Raw genomic sequence first — 19277 nt, 5'->3', positions numbered from 1 at the left:
GATATACTTTACTATGAAAAATGAAGGGTTTTGGAGGAAGAATAAACATATACACAAAATTAAATTAATAAATACAAACTAACAAACTCGAATTTGTCCGAAATCAGGAAGTCGGACAAATATGCGATTTGATAATGTCAAAAAATAAAGAGATCTAATCCGCTTTTATGGAAAAGTCTTTTCAAACGGGATACTGAAAGTCCGGCGGGAGTGTTGAATGATCAGGAAGAACAAGCCTTGTGATAAACCGGAGATATCTACCTGGTTCCCGATACCCATGATCCTGGAGCTTACTTCTTTGCCAAGCAGGCTGATAATCCTATATGGGGTCCCTGCAGGAATGGCATCACCTTTATCTGTTTGCAACCGAATGACAGTTGTTCCCGGATTTGGAAAAACATTTATGGAATTAAAGCTGCTTAAAAAGGTTTCTGTCCCAACATTAAGCTGGTCATCGCAAACCAGGTCATTATCGAAAGTAGCATTGATTAACCTTGAATACATTCCGGGTGTGATGGTTCCATGTTGCAAGGTATTGAGCCGGCAAATAGAGGGGTCAATGTCAAAATTTACTGGTGAACCGGGAATGTGCTGGGTAAAACCGGGATCTGAAAAGATGCTTAATTGAGTTGTGCCGATGTTCAGTCTTTCCAATCTCACATAGTATCGTGACTGGGCACTATTTGCATAGATAACAGACGATAAATCAAAGGAACGTATTATGCCTTTTTTCCCTTCGATCAAAAAATACCAATGATCGATATCGTTGTCATCTGAGCCATCCGACATCAGAATTACTGCTATCCCATCCTGGTAAGTTTCTTCATAGTTCTGAGTGATGTCATAAGACATGAAATCGAGAGTTCCGGCTGTTAAGGCCATTACCACACATCCGGTTCCATTACCATCCGGGTTTTCTGTCAGGATAGTAAAATCACACTCTGCCTTCCAGTAAGTTTCTGATACAGATCTGTTAAGTACACTATAAACCCTGTTATAAGATCCACAGTAGGCATTCTCCAACCGGCAGGCACTATCGGCAATATAAATCTGTCCATTTCCCTGGGTTTGCCAATTTGTTGAATAGGTGAAATCGTCATGAAATAATCCGCTAGCACAGCTATTGGCATGGAGATCCATGAAAATCAGACAAAAAATAAATAGGGTTGTAAAATGAAGATTTGCTTTCATAGTTGAAATTTTATAGCGTTAATAAAATAATAGTTCTACCGTTGATTGTAGAAAATACAACAAGTTCATGATCACAGTAGTGATGCAAATGTAAAAATAGTAAATAATCTTGCTTTTACGGTAAAATAGCCTGAATTAATCGGCTGGCATTATTATCTACTATAATCATATCAGAAGCATCAATCAGTCCATCGCCATTGACATCGCTCGAAATATACCCATTTGTAAATGCAGAAGCGTCATTCAATAAAACGATCACATCTCCTGAATCTACATTTCCATCCTGGTTTACATCACCTCCATAGAGCAGGAATTTTCCTCCTGATAGCAGCAGATTATTGCCATAAGCCTGGGTAATTGCGGTACTAAAATCATAAATGATAGTGCTTCCTGAGAAATTTACAGGGGATGAGGTAGTTGTTTCAATACTATTCCGATGTTTTACGGTTATAAAATAGGAACCTGAATGGATTGCAGGGATTTGAAGGTTAAGTGTGCCATTGGTGTTGAGATCTACATTTCCTGCTGTATAGACGATGTTGCTATAATCCAGGGCATCATGTAATTCTATGTTTACCTGGTCAGCAACAGTCCCATTAAAATGATCTCCCGAAGCATCCTGGGCTTTTCTCATCAAACCTCCACCCTGGTAAAGCTCCTCAAGAAAAAGGCTAATTTGCAGATTGCGGTCTGCAGAAATGGTTAATGTACATGGAATCAGTATGATGGACTGATCAGGGTCATTGCTGCTGATCCTGATATTGGCAGTATAGGTTCCAGCCGCCAGAGAACTTGCGTCGAAATCTACAGGAATCTGTAAGTTATTCCCGGGAAGTATGGTTCCGGAGGTTGTTCCCAGTCCATTCACTTTCAGCCAGGTATAAGCAGGAACATAGGTATAATCTACCACCAGGTAGGGTTTATTAGCCTGGTTCCAGCCATCGAATCCGATGAAATAGGTAGAACTATTATCGCGATCCATGATCCCAATTGTAAAGCCATCCTGTGACAATGCAGACTGTAGATTGGCATTTACAGCACCTCCCAGGATATGGGTCTTCCACCCCGGCGCATATGTACTGGTTTCGCTGCGGTAGAGGTAATATCCGGCGGCGGATTCAGCCATAATATCAGTATACAAGGCAGATGGAGTAGCAGTAAGCGGGTTTGCAGTGACAGGGTTTATATTCCAATAAGGATAATTTGTTGCATTCACATACCCGTGAAACTCTACTGAGTTAATGGTGGAACCATCAGGAATCGAACTGACATCAAATTTCATCCATCCGGCCTGGGTGGTAGGATAACCCTTTACCAGGCTTGTTTCTGTAAAGGCAGAACTGGTTGTAGACCCGGTATTGTAATTGGCATTTAAGGGATAAACCGTTGCCGATGATTTACCGGGAGAAGCACTGTATTCAACCGTGGCAGTGAAGGTAAGGTCGGATTCCCCTGTATTGGTAATCATGAGGCCGTCATTATGCACACCGTTTAATCCTACACTGATATTGAACAGCGAGGGATTTACCACGATATTTGCAGGTTCGGGAATGGGTCCATAAGGTGGGAAAATGATATAATCAACCCAGGCACAATCACTGCCTGATACTGCTGAACCATCTTTTGAATAAACCCACTTGAAGGTATGTAAACCTGCAGTTACGGCATAATTTACTTCTCCCCAGGCTACCGTCCCCGACCATTGTCCCTGCTGCACCCCATCGATATAAAACTTTAGGTAGTCGTACCCGCTTTCGGAAGAAACTTTCCTGAAAAATGATATATAGCCTGCTGATGTGACATTCAGCGGTAGGCTCATTTCCGACGACTGGCTGTGATCAATCACACCTGATTTTGAGCAATAAAGCCCATCATAGGGTGCTTCTGTTGAAATGGTCCATGGGGAATTTCCTGCGAAAGTCCAGAAGGATTCAAAAACCCCGGTTTCAAAACTCCAGGCAGGGCTTTCCTGTAACTGGAAATTAAAAATTGTATCTGTAGTAGTAATTGTAACGGTTTGTTGCACAGTTGCATAACCGATTTTACTCACACGCAATGTCTGGAAACCGGTTTCAACATTGATAAAGGTATACCCTCCTGCTGCATTTGTTACCGCCGGAGTAATGGAAGTATTTACCACCTGAACAGTGGCTCCCGCGATAGGAGCGCCTGTTACGAAATCCGTGACTGTCCCGTGAATTCTAACAGCCTGTGGAGGCACCAGGTTGGCAAGGCTGATGGTTGTAGCTACCATGGCCTTTGTAAAAACGCCTACTTGCTCCATACTATTCACACTGGTTCCCATCACATCATTGGCGGTATGTATGTATGGACTATAGTTCTGGCTATCTTCAAACGGAAAGATCCCCATATATCCATGGTTGTTGAAAGAGGTATGGTCGCTATCCCCTCCGGTCAGGGTTCCCGGAGTGACTGTAAATGTGGGCAGGTAAAGACTTACAACAGTAGTATAAAAATCAACCAGCCATTGTGCTGAGGTAGGCGCAATCATGTCGGTATGGATGCTTCCGGAAGGTTCAAGATAGCCTACCATATCCATGTTGAGGTAACCGATGATATCCATGTTGAGATTGTCACAATAGGTTGCATAAGCTGCACTGCCATAAAGGCCATATTCTTCTCCCGAGAAAGCACAGAAAATGATGGTGCGGTCGAAAGTGTAAGGGGCTAAGATCCTTGCAACCTCCAGCACTCCGCAGGTTCCACTTGCATTATCATCAGCACCAGGGGCACTGCTCGAACCGGTATAGGAATCGTAATGTCCGCCAATCACCACATATTCATTGGGATAAAGGGTACCGGTTTTTGTAGCGATTACATTATCACTGGCACTGCCTGAGGGCATAGTAAAATCGAAGAGGGTAGTGCTAAGTCCCATATTTTCGAATTGTAACTTGATCCAGTTCTGAGCTTGCACCGATTGGGCCGTATAGGCATTCCGGGTCCCGTAATCCTGCAGGTGTTGGATATTCGACTGAATCAGGGTGGTATTCACCTCAGCCATGCGGGCAACAATGAATGGATCAGTTGATTTACCAGCTGATGCCTGCATTTTGGTTTCTTTTGGAAGAGTCACCTTATGGTTCAATATCCTGGTCAGACTCCCATTTACAGGGGGTTCCAACTGCTGCAACTGTTGTTCATTTGCTTTTATGAACATTATTTCAGGATCCTGGAATAAAATGGTTGCCATGTTTTCTACCTGGCTTCGGTACTCCCGGTTATTGCCTTCCTGAGCAATGATGAGGAAGTAGGCCTGTCCCTTTTCCCATGCGGTAGGTTCAAGTAAGATGTAATCGTTTTCAAAGGATTGATGAAGTGTGGCAATTACAAACCCCTGACCAGAATAGTTTAAGGTAAGCCGGCCATCGTTGCTGAGTGCTTCAAGTTTCTGATGATCCCTGATCCTGATAAGCACCAGTTCATCTGCAAAAAGTGGGAAAATTAAATAGCTGAAAGCCAGGAGAAGTAGAAATCTTTTCATGGGAAGGGGTTTAGGGTTCTGGTATGAACAAATATAGAAAAATATAGTAATTTCAGAGGGTTCACAGGTAAAAGAGACCAAAGATGCTTTTTAACGATGTTGCCCCCCCCCGCTACCCCAACCCACCCCAAACCCGGAAAACGAACTATGCCATGCTCCCGAATTAACTCCTGAAGTAAACGGTATTTACCCCGCCCCGTTTTATTATAACTTAAATACTATCATGCCTTTGGAAGGGTAAATAATAAACGAAGAGGCTCCAGACCGCCGCCGAGAACCCCCGCCCCCCCCCCCCCCCCCGCCTCTTTCCCCAATCTTAATGTTTTGAAAATTGAAATACTTTTCAGGGAATTTGAAGAGAAGCCTGGTGAGCCGGCGTATGTTATAGAATTCATTGGCACTGATAGTGTTGTGCAACGCAAATTGGTGAAAAGATAGATCAATATTAGAAAAGCGCGCTTGGTATGTGATGATTTCCAAAGTAATATCTTACTATCGCTCGGATTTAACAAAATGGTAAGTAATGATGTAACTGAATATTGGAATAATTCTCCGAGGCCTTTCATTAAAAGTTTATGAAATTTTTTAAGGTAATAGTCCTGTGGATAGTGATACTTTTTGTGATCATTTTATCAACAAGGCAATTATCCGATCCCGACCTTGGGTTTCACCTGAAATATGGCCGGTGGATACTTGAAAATGCTCAGGTTCCAACGGTTGACCAAAGCACTTATACCGTAAGTGAAAACAGGTATATAGATCCACATTGGGCTTTCCAGGTTTTCATTTATGCTTGTTACCGGGTTCTTGGTTATGAGGGATTGAGTTTGCTGCTCATAGTCTGTGGTTTATTTCTCGCCAGTGTTACATTAATACGATATCGGAACTTCAACCTTCCTGAATTATTATCCATTGTATTATTGCTGTTCTTTTTCCTGATCATTGAATCCAGGCTGATCCTTCGGCCGGAAATCTTCAGTTTTCTATTCCTTTCCCTGATCCTGCTGATCCTTGAGCAATATTATCATCGTGGTAAGAAACGTTTATTTTTCCTGCCATTGATTATGTTGGTTTGGGTCCAGGTGCATTCGCTTTTTATTCTTGGATTGGCTGGCATTTGCATATTTTTCATCAGTCTGTGGTGGAAAAACAGGAAACCGGACTGGCTACTGTTCTTATGGATGTTCATTGCTTTTGCAGCCTGCTTCCTGAATCCCGGTCACATCAATGGTGTGTTTTTCCCATTTAGTCTATTAAGCCGGTTCAATAGTAGTAATATCTATCATCAGCATATTGCAGAATTCAAGTCCTTTTTTGCTATAGACAAGCATACTGCTGTTGAGATGCTGTTCCTTGTATTCCTGGCAGCAACTTTTATTCTGTATATGCTTACCTACAGAAAAAGGAGATTGCATGAATGGTTATTATTGCTTCTTTCGACATATCTTTCACTTGTGGTGGTTAGGAATATACCCTTTTTTGCCATAATGAATTTCCCGGTGCTGGGAGAATCTTTAAGGGATCTTGAATCCGTATATTTTTCGAAGAAACAACCAGTGAAATGGAGGTTTTACAGATCCGGAACATTAGTTTTTTCGGTTGGTTTGATCGTGATATTTATGTCTGGATCCGGAATCTTTCGGGTCTTGAATGGCTCCTTCTATGAATCAGATCATACCAATAACAAAGCAGGAATTGGCATCAACAAATATCAGCTGCCGGAGAATGCTTCAGAATTTCTTCTTAAAAACAAATTAAACGGGAAATTGCTGAACAGTCTTGGAACAGGTGGCTGGTTATCCTGGAAACTTTCCCAGCCGGTTTTTATTGATGGTCGGCTGGAGGTGATGAATGAATCCCTCTATCTCGAACTGATGGAAAGTTGGAATAATAAGCTGGGTAAACTGATCAATAAACATCATCCCCGGCTTATAGTCTATAATTACCTGAAATACTACCCATGGACCCATCAGCTTTATCAAATGCCTGACTGGAAATTGATTTACCTTGATGGGCTATTTGTGGTATGGGCTGAAAAGGAGTATGCCAGGGATATACCTGAATTGATTCCTTCAACATTCCTGGGAGCATTCAGGTTTCAACAAATCACCCCTGAAAGATATGCTGCCGGGAATCCTGCCCGGAGGGCTTTCCCTGATTGGTTAAGCAAAGGAAGGGATGATTCAACGGATTTTTTCCGGAACATTGGGATGTTTTTTCTCCAGGGTGGAGACATTCTTTCCGCCGGGATATGCCTGGATGAAGTGATGGCCAGAACCCATGGGAAGGATATCATTGCCGCCCAGGCGCTATCTGAAATTAAGCAGGGGAGGAAGGATAAAAAGCAAGTTGAAAAAGCAGAAGAAAAAGGGACCCAGTTAAACAGGAATGCTGCAATGCAGTACTTTAACCGGGGGAATGAATTATACCGGCAAAAGGATTTACAGGGAGCCATTGATTCTTATACACTCGCGATCAACCTTGACCCGTTTTATAGCAAGGCCTTGAATAACCGGGGCAATATTTATGCGTTGCTTGGGAATTATAAAATAGCAAAAAGGGATTTTGATTCGGCCCTGACTATTGATCCTGCTTTTGCCGATGCCTATCTAGGAAGAGGTTCCTGTAAATACTCCCTCGGTGACCGAAAAGGAGCATTACGGGATTGGTTGATGGCAGAAAAGCTGGGAAACCTGAATGCCAGAAGGATGATTAACCTCTATACAAAATAAACTTCTACTAAGGGTGTATCACTCCTACAGCATTTTTCGCATTATTATCCATTAATATCATGTCAGCAGAATCAATGATTCCGTCGCCATTGATGTCATTATTCTGATAACCTGAGATGAAACCGGAGGCATCCGATTGAAGTCCGGTCATATCTGCTGAATCAACGACTCCATCCTGGTTCGCATCACCACAAAAGATCAGGTATTTTCCCGATGCAGGTTTGAGGTTGTTCCCGAATGCCTGGGAAGCTGCAGTGCTGAAATCGTAGGTAATCGAACTCCCGGAAAAGGAAACCGGGTTTGCAGTAGTGATTTCGACACTGTTTCTATGCTTCACGGTTACATAATAGGAGCCGCTGTGAGTGGCAGGGATACTCAGGCTGATAGCACCATTGGTATTCAGATCCACATTGGCAGAGGAATATACAATGCTTGAATAGTTAGCGGCATCATGTAATTCAACATTCACTTTATCAGCGACAGTCCCGGGGAAATGGTCTCCACTCAGATCCTGGGCCTTACGCATGGTCCCGTCACCATTATATAAACCTTCAAGTAAAACCGTGATTTGCAGGCTCCTTTCAGCTGAAATATTCAGGATACAGGGTACCAGTACCTGAGTCTGATCAGGGTCGTTGCTGGTAATACGGATATTGGCATTATAAGTGCCTGCTGCAAGCAAACCGGCTTCAAAATTTAAGGGGATCGACTGACTATTACCCGGTGTCACTGTGCCGGAAGTGGTGCCCGATCCATTCACTTTAAGCCAGGTATAGCTTGGAACAAAGGTGTAATCCACCACCAGGTAGGGTTTGTTGGTCTGATTCCAACCATCGAATCCAATATAGTAAGAAGCACTGTTATCCCTGTCCATAATGCCAATGGTAAACCAGTCCTGTGCGAGTGATGTTTGAAGATTCGCATTTACATTGCCACCTAAAGTGTGTACTTTCCAACCAGCAGCATAAGTGCTGGTTTCAGAACGGTAGAGGTAATAACCGGTAGCTGATTCAGCCATAATATCAGTATATAAAGCCGATGATGTTGCGGTTAAAGGATCAGCACTTACAGGATTGATATTCCAGTATGGATAATTTGTGGCATTCACATACCCATGGAATTCCACTGAGTTAATGGTTGATCCGTCAGGAATTGAACTGACGTCAAATTTCATCCATCCTGCTTCAGTTGTTGGATATCCTTTCACGAGGCTGGTTTGGGTTTTTGCAGATGTGGTTGTGGTTCCGGTATTATAGTTTGCATTTAATGGATAAACTGTTGCCTGGGAACGACCAGCCATTCCTGCATATTCAACCTGGGCAGTAAATGCAAGGTCGGTTTCCCCGGAATTGGAGATGCTTAACAGATCGGTGACAGTGCCATTCAGTCCAACGGTTTTTGTGAATTGAGAAGGGCTTAACACAATATTTGCAGGGTCCGGTATGGGTGCATAAGGTGGAAAGAGAATATTGTCAACCCAGGCGCAATCGCTTCCGCTAACGGTATTTCCATCTTTTGAATAAATCCATTTAAAGGTATGCAAACCGGCAGCTACGGAATAGCTCACTTCGCTCCAGGCAACAGCCCCCGACCATTGTCCCTGCTGTACATTATCGATATAAAACTTCAGGTAATCGTATCCGCTTTCTGAGGAAACCTTTCTGAAAAACGAAACGGTACCGGCTGAAGTGAGGTAGAGTTCCAGGCTCATTTCGGAGCTTTGACTATCTGCAATATTTCCTGACTTTGAGCAATAGTTTCCGTCATAAGGGCTTTCAGTTGAAATGGTCCAGGGTAAATTGCCACCAAAAGTCCACTGAGGTTCAAAAACCCCGGTTTCGAAACTCCACGCAGCGCTTTCCTGCAGCTGGAAATTGAAGATATGGCTGGCAGCTGACACTGTAAGGTTCTGAGTGATGGTAGCATAACCAATTTTACTGACACGGAAACTAAACGTTCCTTCCGGCACATTGCCAATTGAATACTCGCCAGCAGTGCCGGAAGTGGCAGTAATCAAAGGAGTGTTCACCACTTCTATAGTAGTTCCCGGTATAGGTAAACCTGTTGCCAGGTCGGTGACAGTCCCGGTGACGGTAACCGTCTGTGCAGGTACCAGGTTAACATTCAGCAGGGTTTGTCCCAGGTTATTAATATTCACATTGTTGAAGGTCTGAGGGATATAACCGAAGCAGGAAAAGGTCACTGTGTAGTTGCCATCAGGCAGCATGCGGTAATATCGTCCGAAGGCTTCATCAGATGTATAGGGAACCCTGAATGCGCCTGTATTGTCAATTCCCTGAACAAACACTTCTGCTTCTATCGGGAGAAATGTATTGGCATCCTTTACAAGTCCTGTAAGGGTTGATTTATCCACCCTGTGAAGAAGGATGAGGGCAGCCTGAAGGTTACCTGAGCAAATTCCCGGGATCTGGCTGGCGGAAGGGATAAAGGTGGTTCCAAGTTCAATGGTATAACAGAAAATGCCACGTTGTCCATAGGCATAATCATCGGTGACCCCTGAAGCAGGGTAGAGGCCTGAAGATTTATCAGGAGTATAATATCCGCCACTTGAAGAAGGAATGGTGTTTGCCATGCTTACAGCCAGTGCCTGCAAACTTGAGTGATCGGGAGCAAAGGCTTCCGTAACATAGCCATAAGGAAACAAAACCAGTTCGCTGTAGCTGTGATAGGTAATACCTGCAACAAAATGGTGCTGGTCCATTAAGTTTTTCATTGACATGGTTTCAGGTTCCGAGGAAGGTGAAGGGCCGCAGTAGGTAATATCAGTGGGTGATGTGGAGGTTCCTTCTCCTCCCCATTCCCAGCCATAATTCCGGTTTAAGTCAACACCGTCAGAGGTACCGGAATCAAGCAAGCCGTTTGCATTATTGTCCCGGATATTTTTCCTCCACCAGAGGTCTGCTTCATCAGTCACAATCTTATGTCCATTTGGGTTTACCAAAGGCATAAACCAGATTTGTTTATTATTTATATCATTGGTAATGGTTGGATCGATTCCGTAATTAGAAACAATATAATTCAGGATATACATGGCTACTTCGAGACTGATGGGTTCCCGGGCATGGTGAGTTCCCATATAGAAAACACCCGGTTCGTCTTCTTCAACAGCAACATTATCTGATATTTTCAAGGCCCATATTTCATGTTTATAATTATTGTAAGCCGATTGGGTATACTCTTTACCGCGGCTTTCACCAATATCATACAATTTGCAGATGTCAGGATGCGCTGTCTGAAGATTTAATAATTCGGTATAGAGATCGGAATAGGTGCGGTAACCGGCCAGGGCTTTTCCGGTGACCATATTTTCCCTCATCTGGCTTTCAGTTTGGGTAATCTTCAGGATAAATCCCTCGTTTTCGAGCAATTGCTTCTGCGACTGATTAATTACAAGGTCAATATATTTATCGGGATAAAAAGCAGCAATATCATAACCTTGTTTAAGGAATTGGCTGAGGTCGGCAATTTTTGGAGAGGAGATACGTGCAACGAATCGTTCCTGTGCCTGGAGGGAAATGACAAGTAATAGGCCGAAAATAGCCAGTGTAATGCTTTTCATCATTTGGGTTTTTGGTAGTGGTTAACAAATATAGTAATATATTTACATTGAGTATGCCACTGCATCCTCAGACCATCAGAGGGTCAAAAAAACGGCTACAGTATAATCCTAGATGCAACATAATAATAGCTGATTATGAGAAAGTTTTCATTAAGGATTATTCTTCCTTCAATCCTTTCTGTTCTATTGTTTATTCTCACCATTTTCTTCATTGTGATTCCTCGTTTTCAGGAAAATATAATGAATGGGAAGAGAGAAATGATCAAAGAACTTACCAATTCGGCATGGAGTATACTTGCAAAATATGAAAATGATGAAAGAGAAGGCATACTGACGAGAGAGGAAGCTCAAAAGACAGCCATTTCAAGAATACAGTATTTAAGATACGGAGAAGAGAACAAGGATTATTTCTGGATTACTGACATGACACCCAATATGATCATGCATCCTTTCAGAAAAGATCTTGATGGCAAGGATCTGACTGATTTTAAGGATCCGCATGGGAAAAGACTCTTTGTTGAATTTGTGAACACGGTAAAAAAATCACAGCAGGGATATGTGGATTATATGTGGCAATGGAAAGATGATTTGCTGCATATTGTTCCCAAATTATCATATGTTAAGGTATTCAAACCCTGGAACTGGGTTATTGGTACAGGTATTTATATAGAAGACGTAAAAAGGGAAATCTCAACGTTAACGAAAAGCATGTTATGGATTTCGGTAGGTATATCAATACTTATCGCCTTCCTGCTTATGTATATTTTGAAACAGAGTCTTAATGTTGAAAAGAAAAGAATTTCAGCAGAAAATGATTTACATGAATCAAAAGAGAAATTCCGGACTCTTGTGGAAGCCGCTACTGAAGGCATTCTCATGCTCATTGACGGGAAAATAAGCTTCTCAAATAATGTGATAAATAAAATGACAGGGTATGATTCACAGGAATTAGCGGGGCGTTCGTTAATTGAAATCATCAGCAGAAGTAATAATGAGAATATTTTGCAGACATTTTCACAGAATACCATTAAAGAAGGGCAGTATGAATTAAATATTGGTAAAAAGAATGGCGGATTGACGGAGGCTTTAGTAACCTGCTCAACGACTGTTTTTTATGGCCAGACAGTTAACATATTAGTTATTAAGGATATTTCTATCGATAAAGGTATAAATGTCACAACATTAGATTATCAAAAGTTAATTAACACCCTAAATATTGGATTTTTTAAAGCCCGGATTGATCAAAAAGGCAGGTTTCTTTTTGCTAATGAAACAGCCATCAGGATATTTGGATTTGAAGACTTTAAGCAACTTTCAGAAGTTCACCTGCTAGGGTTGATATCAGATCATGAAGAAAGAAAAGCTCTTCATAATGATTTATTAGACAAGGGTTTTATCAAAAATAAAATAGTGAAAATCCTTAATGGTAAAGATCAAACTTCAATAGTTGCTTTTTCACTGGTATTAATGACAGGTGAGGATTCTGAAGATTTGATTTGTGATGGGATTGTTGAAGATATCACCTTGCAACAGAATGAAAAAAGTCAGTTTAATAATTTAATTACTGAACTTAAAGCCAAGGATTTCATCCTGGAACGGCCGGTAAAAGAATATTTAAATTCAATCCATACGCTGGATGCGGATTCAACAATACAAGATGCAGTTGAGTTCCTGTTAAGAAAAAAAACAGAAGCCCTTTTACTGACCAGGAATGAGATTGATTATCTGGGTATTATTACCAAATCGGATATTCAAAAACGAATTTTTGCTCTCAATCTCAAATTAGACAATCCGGCCTATCTGATCATGAGTTCACCTATTCATTTTATTTCAGAGAATGAAATTGTCCTCGAAGCGATTAGAATTTGCAGGCTCAATGGCATAAATCATCTTATTGTAAGAAATGAAACCGGTGTATTGAAGGGCGTTTTCAGTATCAATGATGCCTTTCATTCAGTTGTGAATTCACAGTCGTTTTATCTGACAAATCTCTCGAAAGCAGAAACCGTTGATGATTTGCAGCAATGCTTTAAAAGTCTGCAATTATTAACGAAACCTCTTATCAGAAATGATTTTCCTGTGCAATACATTACCAAAATCATTTCTGCATTTTCGGATGCTGCTATTAAAAGGATTATTGAATTAGCTATAATTGACCAGGGAGAACCACCTGCAAAATTTTCGTTTATTTGTCTGGGAAGTGAAGGACGCAAGGAAGAAACGTTTCTTACTGACCAGGATAATGCCATTATATATGAAGACGTACAAATTGAAAAGGAAGAGATTGCCAGGGCTTATTTTCTGAAACTTGGGGAGAGGGTTTGCAACACATTAAATCAGATAGGTTATTCCTTTTGTTTGGGAAACATCATGGCAAAGAATCCTAAATGGTGTGCACCAGTAAGTGTTTGGCAAAAACATTTTATTAGTTGGATTGCAACACCAGAGGCGCAGAATCTCCTGGATGCATCTGTATTTTTTGACTTCAGGGGTGTGTATGGTGATGAAATTCTTGTTGACAGACTAAGAGCATTAATATCAGGAGCAATTAAGGAAAGTCCGTTATTTTTATATCATCTTGCTTATAACACTTCTGTTACCAGGTGTCAGCAACTATCGTCGGGAAATATCCTTTCTGATAAACACATAGATAGCATAGACCTGAAACAAGCTGTTATTCCAATTATTATGTTAGCCAGGACGTATGCGCTACAGAATAATATATGGAAAACAAATACTGTTGAACGCCTAAATTCTCTTAAGGAAAATCAAATTATTGCTGAAAAAACTGTGGATGATATTGTTTTTGGGTACAATTTTTTAATGAAAATGCGATTCAGAAATCAGGTTGAACTTTTAGATTCTCATGAAGCCGTTACAAATATTCTGAATACAAAAAAGCTCAGCACTATTGAGTTGAATTTATTAAAGAAAGTTCTGACAAACATTCCTGATTATCAAATTAAAATAAAAACGGATTTCAAAATTTCAACCTAACTGAGAGAAGGGCTTGATTATATTGATATATAGGCATTATGCCGGAACCCCGCGTGTTCATTGGAATGGACATACCCAAGCTGATTGGTGAGCATAATGGTATTCCCGAGGTATAAAGGATTGTGGTTTACATGACTATGTCCATGAATCCAGAAATTGGCATCACAACCAGTAATATATTCAGTCAGGTCAATACAATAGGCTTCATTTATGGAACTTGAATTATGTAATTCTGAATTGCATAAAACCGACGGTAAATGATGGGTTATAACTACTGTTTTACCTTTTTTATGATTTAAAGACTGTACTATAAAGGCAATGCTTTCAGCATGGAGCCTGTTAAAATCAGTAGCTTTAAATGGTTTATCATTTAGAGTAATATTGCTAAAATCAGGTACATTTTTTTCTACAGTTTTCATGTTATCACTGCCTATTTTTGACCACATAGTACTAAACAGGAAATTGACGCCTTCATAGTTCAATTCGATATTATTAACAATCTGAATATTTCCGGCTAACTGAATGGAAAATGATGTACTGTAATTTGACAGGTCCCTGTGATAAAACTCGTGATTTCCTGGAATCCAAAAAACTTGTTTATAGTTTTCGGAAATAAAATGAAAAAAGGGATTGTTTAAGTACTCATCAAGTAAAGGAACCACGTCTCCTGCTAAAATGAGGATGTCACCGGCAACAATTAAAGGATTTGCTTCAAGAAACCTGCTATTTGGCTCTGATTCAAGGTGAAGATCCGAACAATACTGAATTTTCATTTGGAAGGGATAAGAACTATCTAACAAACTTCGCTGATCTTATTTAATAGTGGCAAGTCCAGTATTTCAATTTCTCTGCCGTTAATATTAATTATTTTCTCTTTTGAAAATTCTGTAAAAAGTCTGACTGCATTTTCCTCAGAGATGGCAATCATTTCACCTATTTCTTTTCTCGACATTCCCAAATGAAATTTATGACTATTGTTAATCTCTGAAAGATAAATCAGGTTCTCAGCAAACCGTCCCCTGATCTGTTTTTGATTTAATGAAATGATCTTATTCATAATATTGGTAACGGATTTGCCAAAAGCCTTATTCAAAGTTAAAAGTAGTTCATGATTCTCGATATAGAGTTTTTTTACTAAGTCAAGTTCAATGAAACAGACTTCTGAATCCTCCAAAGCAGCAACAGAATAGGAATAATTCGGATTATCAAAAAAGCAAAGCAGCCCAATATAGGCCGGAGGTTTTAATATGTATAGAATAATATTCCTGTTATTCAAGCCTTCAATATAGAGCTTTGCCGAGCCCTTTACTAAAAATAAAGCATGTGAAACCACAGTCCCTTGTTTGCAGATAATTTCATGCTTTTTAATACTGGCATGCAGAGGTCCAATTTTTTCAATGCTTTTACCTGTTTTATCAAGTGTTGAATAAATATCACATTTTAGCAGGCATGACTCACAATTTTGTTTTTTGCTAAACTTCATATTGGAGACAATTAGATTTCAAATATAAAAAATAGTTGTTATAAAACAATGTTAGATAGCAACTTGTATGAAAAGATTTTATGATCATTAATCAATATCTTTGGCCGAATGAACTATTCATGAAATCTTAAAAAGGAGGATTTATGCTACATAAACCAGCAGTCGAAATTGGAATTGATAAGGCCGCCAGGAAAAAGGCAAAACTCGGTGTAATTATGTTTTTTTGTTACACATTCGTTTATGCCGGCTTTGTTTTTATTGGATTGACAAAGCCTGAATGGATGGGGCTGGAACTGATCGGCGGGCAGAATATTGCAATAATATATGGGTTCGGATTGATCCTCCTGGCTATCATTATGGGGTTTATCTATAATTATTTCTGCACCAGAATGGAAAATCAAATGAATAAGCACTAATTCTAATTGTAAAAAATATGATTTACGAAGTTTCAAATTTGGCAATTATTATTTTTCTGTTTATCGTTGGGTTAGTCCTGGGACTCTCATTCTACTTTGCCAGAAAAACAAAATCAGCTTCAAGCTATTATGCAGCTGGTGGAAATATTCATTGGGCTGTTAATGGTATCGCTTTCGCAGGTGATTATCTATCAGCGGCCTCATTCCTGGGAATATGCGGTATGATTGCCTATTCAGGTTTCGATGGATTTTTGTATTCTATCGGTTACCTTGCTGGATGGGTCGTAGCACTTTTCCTGGTTGCAGAACCTTTAAAAAAGCTTGGGAAATATACATTTACCGATGCACTCGACTCAAAATTCAATTCCAAACACATCAAATTAGCGGCATCCATAAGCACCCTTATTGTTTCTATTTTCTATCTGATCCCTCAGATGGTTGGAGCCGGGGATCTTGTGGTGCCTTTACTTGGACTTCCTCATTGGATGGGCGTTCTGATTGTGGGTTCAATAGTGATCTTTATTGTGGCAACAGCCGGAATGACATCAACAACCTATGTTCAGTTTATAAAAGGAGCACTATTAGTCATTTTTTCGACCATATTAACCATTTATATTTTAAGAAATGGGTTATCATTAACCCCTTCTGATAACTATCATAAATTCGATAAAACAGCAGCGATTGTCACAAATGATACAATTATAAATGTTCCGGATTCAACCTATATTGTTAAAAAGACCAGGGTTGTCGACAAATTAGTGTTTGTGATGCTTGAAAAAAATGGATCAAGTTGCTGGTATAAGTTAAATACTAAGGATAATAAGTCTGAACTCAAGGAAATGCTTTACATCACTGTACTTCCTGGTGGTGAAAAGCTATATAACGGAGCTCCGAAATCTGAGAAAAAATTCTACCAGGTTGGGCATCTCAGTAAAATAGTTGTGGATGGAAAAGAAGTGGATAAAACCGGTCCGGTAGGGCCTTTCGAATTTATTAAAACCATTGAAAAAAGTGAAATCGTTCGCTTTTCTAAAAAAGCTTTTTCTGATGGGGATGAAAAAGTAACAGTGTGGTACCAGAACAATACGAAGGGTGAAGACGTAATGAAGCCCGGACTACTCTATAAACTTACAAAAGCAGCAGGAGCTACCTTTTGGGATAAATTAAACTTTCTTTCCCTGATGCTGGCTTTATTCCTTGGTACATCAGCCCTTCCTCACATTTTGATACGTTATTATACGGTACCCAGTCAGCGTGCTGCCAGGAAATCCACTATTGTAGCGATCGCTGCCATCGGATTTTTCTATGTATTAACGCTTTATATGGGTCTCGGTTCTATGATTAGCGGAGCACTTGATGTGGAAAGCAGTAATATGTCGGCACCTCTGTTAGCTAAAACATTTGGTATTGGATTATTCTCAATCATTTCTGCAATTGCTTTTGCCACGGTTCTCGGAACAGTAAGCGGATTAATAGTTGCTTCTTCAGGAGCTATAGCCCATGATTTTATCGATAAGTATCTCCAGGTGCCCATGACTGATAAGAGCAAGGTTAAAGCCGGAAAGCTGGCCGCCGTGGGTGTTGGAGTTTTTGCAATCATTCTCGGAATACTGTTTAAAGGAATGAACGTTTCATTTTTGGTTGGACTTGCTTTTGCAGTAGCTGCATCAGCTAACCTTCCCGCAATTCTTTTTCTTCTCTTCTGGAAGAAAACAACAGCTAAAGGTATTGCATGGTCAATCATTGTTGGGATTGTCTCATCAATTGGGATAATACTTTTCTCTCCAACCATGTATGATAAGTATGGACTGGTACCAAAAGATGCTCCTATACCCCTGGATAATCCGGGAATCATTTCTATTCCTTTGGCTGTAATTACCTTAGTGGTTATTTCACTGCTAACACAGCAAGAAAATTCGACAAAAGATTTCAGTAAATAATGATTCTCTTTTTATAAAGTCTACTAAGATGAAGAAAGTACTTTTAGTGTTATTGTTTTTTGCTTCACTAAGCATCAAGGCACAGGAAAAGAAGGAAGAACCTAAATTCGGGATCAGTTTTTCGGGATTTGTTAAAACCGATATGTACTATGACTCAAGGCAAACAGTAAATATCCGCGAAGGTCACTTCCTGTTGTACCCCGATAATATTAAAGCGGACCTTAATGGTAAGGATATCAATGAAAAGGATCAGTTTGGGATTCTGTCCATTCAAAGCAGGTTAACAGGGAAGATCACAGGACCTGATGTCTTAAAAGCCAAAACATCTGCGTTACTGGAAGCTGATTTTTTTGGAAATGAGAATGCTGGTTTTGCCGATGTAAACGGATTCAGGCTTCGTCATGCATTCCTGAAAATGAATTGGACTTCTACGGAATTACTGGTTGGGCAGTACTGGCATCCGCTCTTTGTTCCGGAGTGCTTTCCTGATGTGGTTTCGTTCAATACAGGCGCTCCTTTTCAACCATTTTCCCGCAATCCGCAGATCAGGGTGTCGCACAAAATAAAAGGCTTCAAATTGATCCTGGCAGCAGCTGAACAAAGGGATTTCACAAGTACGGGCCCGGATGGGGCTAACTCAAAATACTTAAGAAATGCTGTGCTTCCTGACATGAACCTACACCTGCAATTTTCGCATAAATGGAATGATCAATCCGAATGGATGATTGGTGTTGGCGGAGAATACAAGAGTCTTGTCCCTCGCCTTTTTTCGCAGGTGGATAAAAATACCAAGTTGGATAGTGTTTATTATGTGGGTGACGAGAAAGTGACATCAAATGCTATATCCGTCTATTCAAAACTAAAACTGAAACCAGTCACAATTAAGGTACACGCTCTTACCGGCAGCAACCTGTTTGATATGGTTATGCTGGGAGGTTATTCTGTTGCTTCTGTCACCGATAACGCAATGCTGAAATATGATTATTCACCGGTAAAAATCATGTCTGTCTGGACTGAAATAGCAACCAATGGAAAAATCCAGGCTGGCATCTTTGGAGGGTTCACTAAAAACCTGGGAAGTGCAAAGGATAATATCGGAATCTATTATAGCAGGGGATCCAATATTGACTATGTGTACAGAGTTTCGCCCCGTATCATTGCCAATTTTGAAAAAATGAGGTTTGCCACAGAGCTGGAGTATACCACAGCCCAGTATGGAAAGGTAAATACTTCAGGCGTTGTCGACACTAATTTGCAAACAGTCACTAATCTTAGATTACTGTTGGCATTTTACTACTTCTTTTAATCGGGATCATGAGATAAGTGACTCTCAGCTAGCCAGCAAGACATTGAGTTTCAATAAAACAAGCATGGGGTTCATTCTTATGAACCCCATGCTTGTTTATGATTGGATTTTATTGGTATTTCCCACA

The 19277-nt window shown here is 40.4% G+C and carries 10 protein-coding genes; 5 read left to right on the top strand and 5 right to left on the bottom strand.

Annotated features, from left to right (window positions below):
* Window positions 1-165: 165 nt before the first annotated feature.
* Window positions 166-1191: a T9SS type A sorting domain-containing protein gene (locus IPH84_19030; protein ID MBK7175258.1), complete on the bottom strand. Its 1026-nt coding sequence runs from the start codon at window positions 1189-1191 to the stop codon at window positions 166-168.
* 115 nt (window positions 1192-1306) lie between these two features.
* Window positions 1307-4696 carry a M28 family peptidase gene (locus tag IPH84_19025; GenBank protein MBK7175257.1) on the bottom strand — a complete coding sequence of 1130 codons (3390 nt, stop codon included), beginning with the start codon at window positions 4694-4696 and terminating at the stop codon, window positions 1307-1309.
* Window positions 4697-5271: 575 nt separating this feature from the next.
* Between IPH84_19025 and IPH84_19020 the strand changes: the two genes are divergently transcribed.
* Entirely contained in the window at window positions 5272-7428 is a 2157-nt protein-coding gene (locus IPH84_19020; GenBank protein ID MBK7175256.1) for a tetratricopeptide repeat protein, read from the top strand.
* A gap of 7 nt (window positions 7429-7435) precedes the next feature.
* On the opposite strand, the gene IPH84_19015 is transcribed toward IPH84_19020, so the two are convergent.
* Entirely contained in the window at window positions 7436-11008 is a 3573-nt protein-coding gene (locus tag IPH84_19015) for a carboxypeptidase regulatory-like domain-containing protein (GenBank protein MBK7175255.1), read from the bottom strand.
* Between the two features lie 135 nt (window positions 11009-11143).
* Here IPH84_19015 and IPH84_19010 point away from each other — a divergent pair, with 135 nt between their 5' ends.
* A complete protein-coding gene (locus IPH84_19010) occupies window positions 11144-14005 on the top strand; it encodes a cache domain-containing protein (GenBank protein MBK7175254.1) in 2862 nt (953 codons plus the stop codon).
* 17 nt (window positions 14006-14022) lie between these two features.
* On the opposite strand, the gene IPH84_19005 is transcribed toward IPH84_19010, so the two are convergent.
* Together IPH84_19005 and IPH84_19000 are read right to left on the bottom strand one after the other, a co-directional pair.
* Complete coding sequence (locus tag IPH84_19005; GenBank protein MBK7175253.1) at window positions 14023-14778, bottom strand: metallophosphoesterase; 756 nt, start codon at window positions 14776-14778, stop codon at window positions 14023-14025.
* Between the two features lie 20 nt (window positions 14779-14798).
* A complete protein-coding gene (locus IPH84_19000; GenBank protein ID MBK7175252.1) occupies window positions 14799-15488 on the bottom strand; it encodes a Crp/Fnr family transcriptional regulator in 690 nt (229 codons plus the stop codon).
* Window positions 15489-15631: 143 nt separating this feature from the next.
* Here IPH84_19000 and IPH84_18995 point away from each other — a divergent pair, with 143 nt between their 5' ends.
* From IPH84_18995 to IPH84_18985, 3 genes are read left to right on the top strand one after another with little or no spacing between them, the layout of a single operon-like run.
* A complete protein-coding gene (locus IPH84_18995) occupies window positions 15632-15904 on the top strand; it encodes a DUF485 domain-containing protein (GenBank protein ID MBK7175251.1) in 273 nt (90 codons plus the stop codon).
* A 17-nt stretch (window positions 15905-15921) separates the two neighbouring features.
* A complete protein-coding gene (locus IPH84_18990) occupies window positions 15922-17844 on the top strand; it encodes a cation acetate symporter (protein ID MBK7175250.1) in 1923 nt (640 codons plus the stop codon).
* A gap of 28 nt (window positions 17845-17872) precedes the next feature.
* Window positions 17873-19150, top strand: coding sequence for a hypothetical protein (locus IPH84_18985; GenBank protein ID MBK7175249.1), 1278 nt, complete (start codon window positions 17873-17875; stop codon window positions 19148-19150).
* The last annotated feature ends 127 nt before the right edge of the window (window positions 19151-19277 follow it).

The sequence above is a fragment of the Bacteroidales bacterium genome, from assembly GCA_016707785.1.
Taxonomy (GTDB): Bacteria; Bacteroidota; Bacteroidia; order Bacteroidales; family UBA4417; genus UBA4417.
Note: the sequence above shows the minus strand (reverse complement) of the source record. Positions and strands in the feature narration are given on the sequence as shown.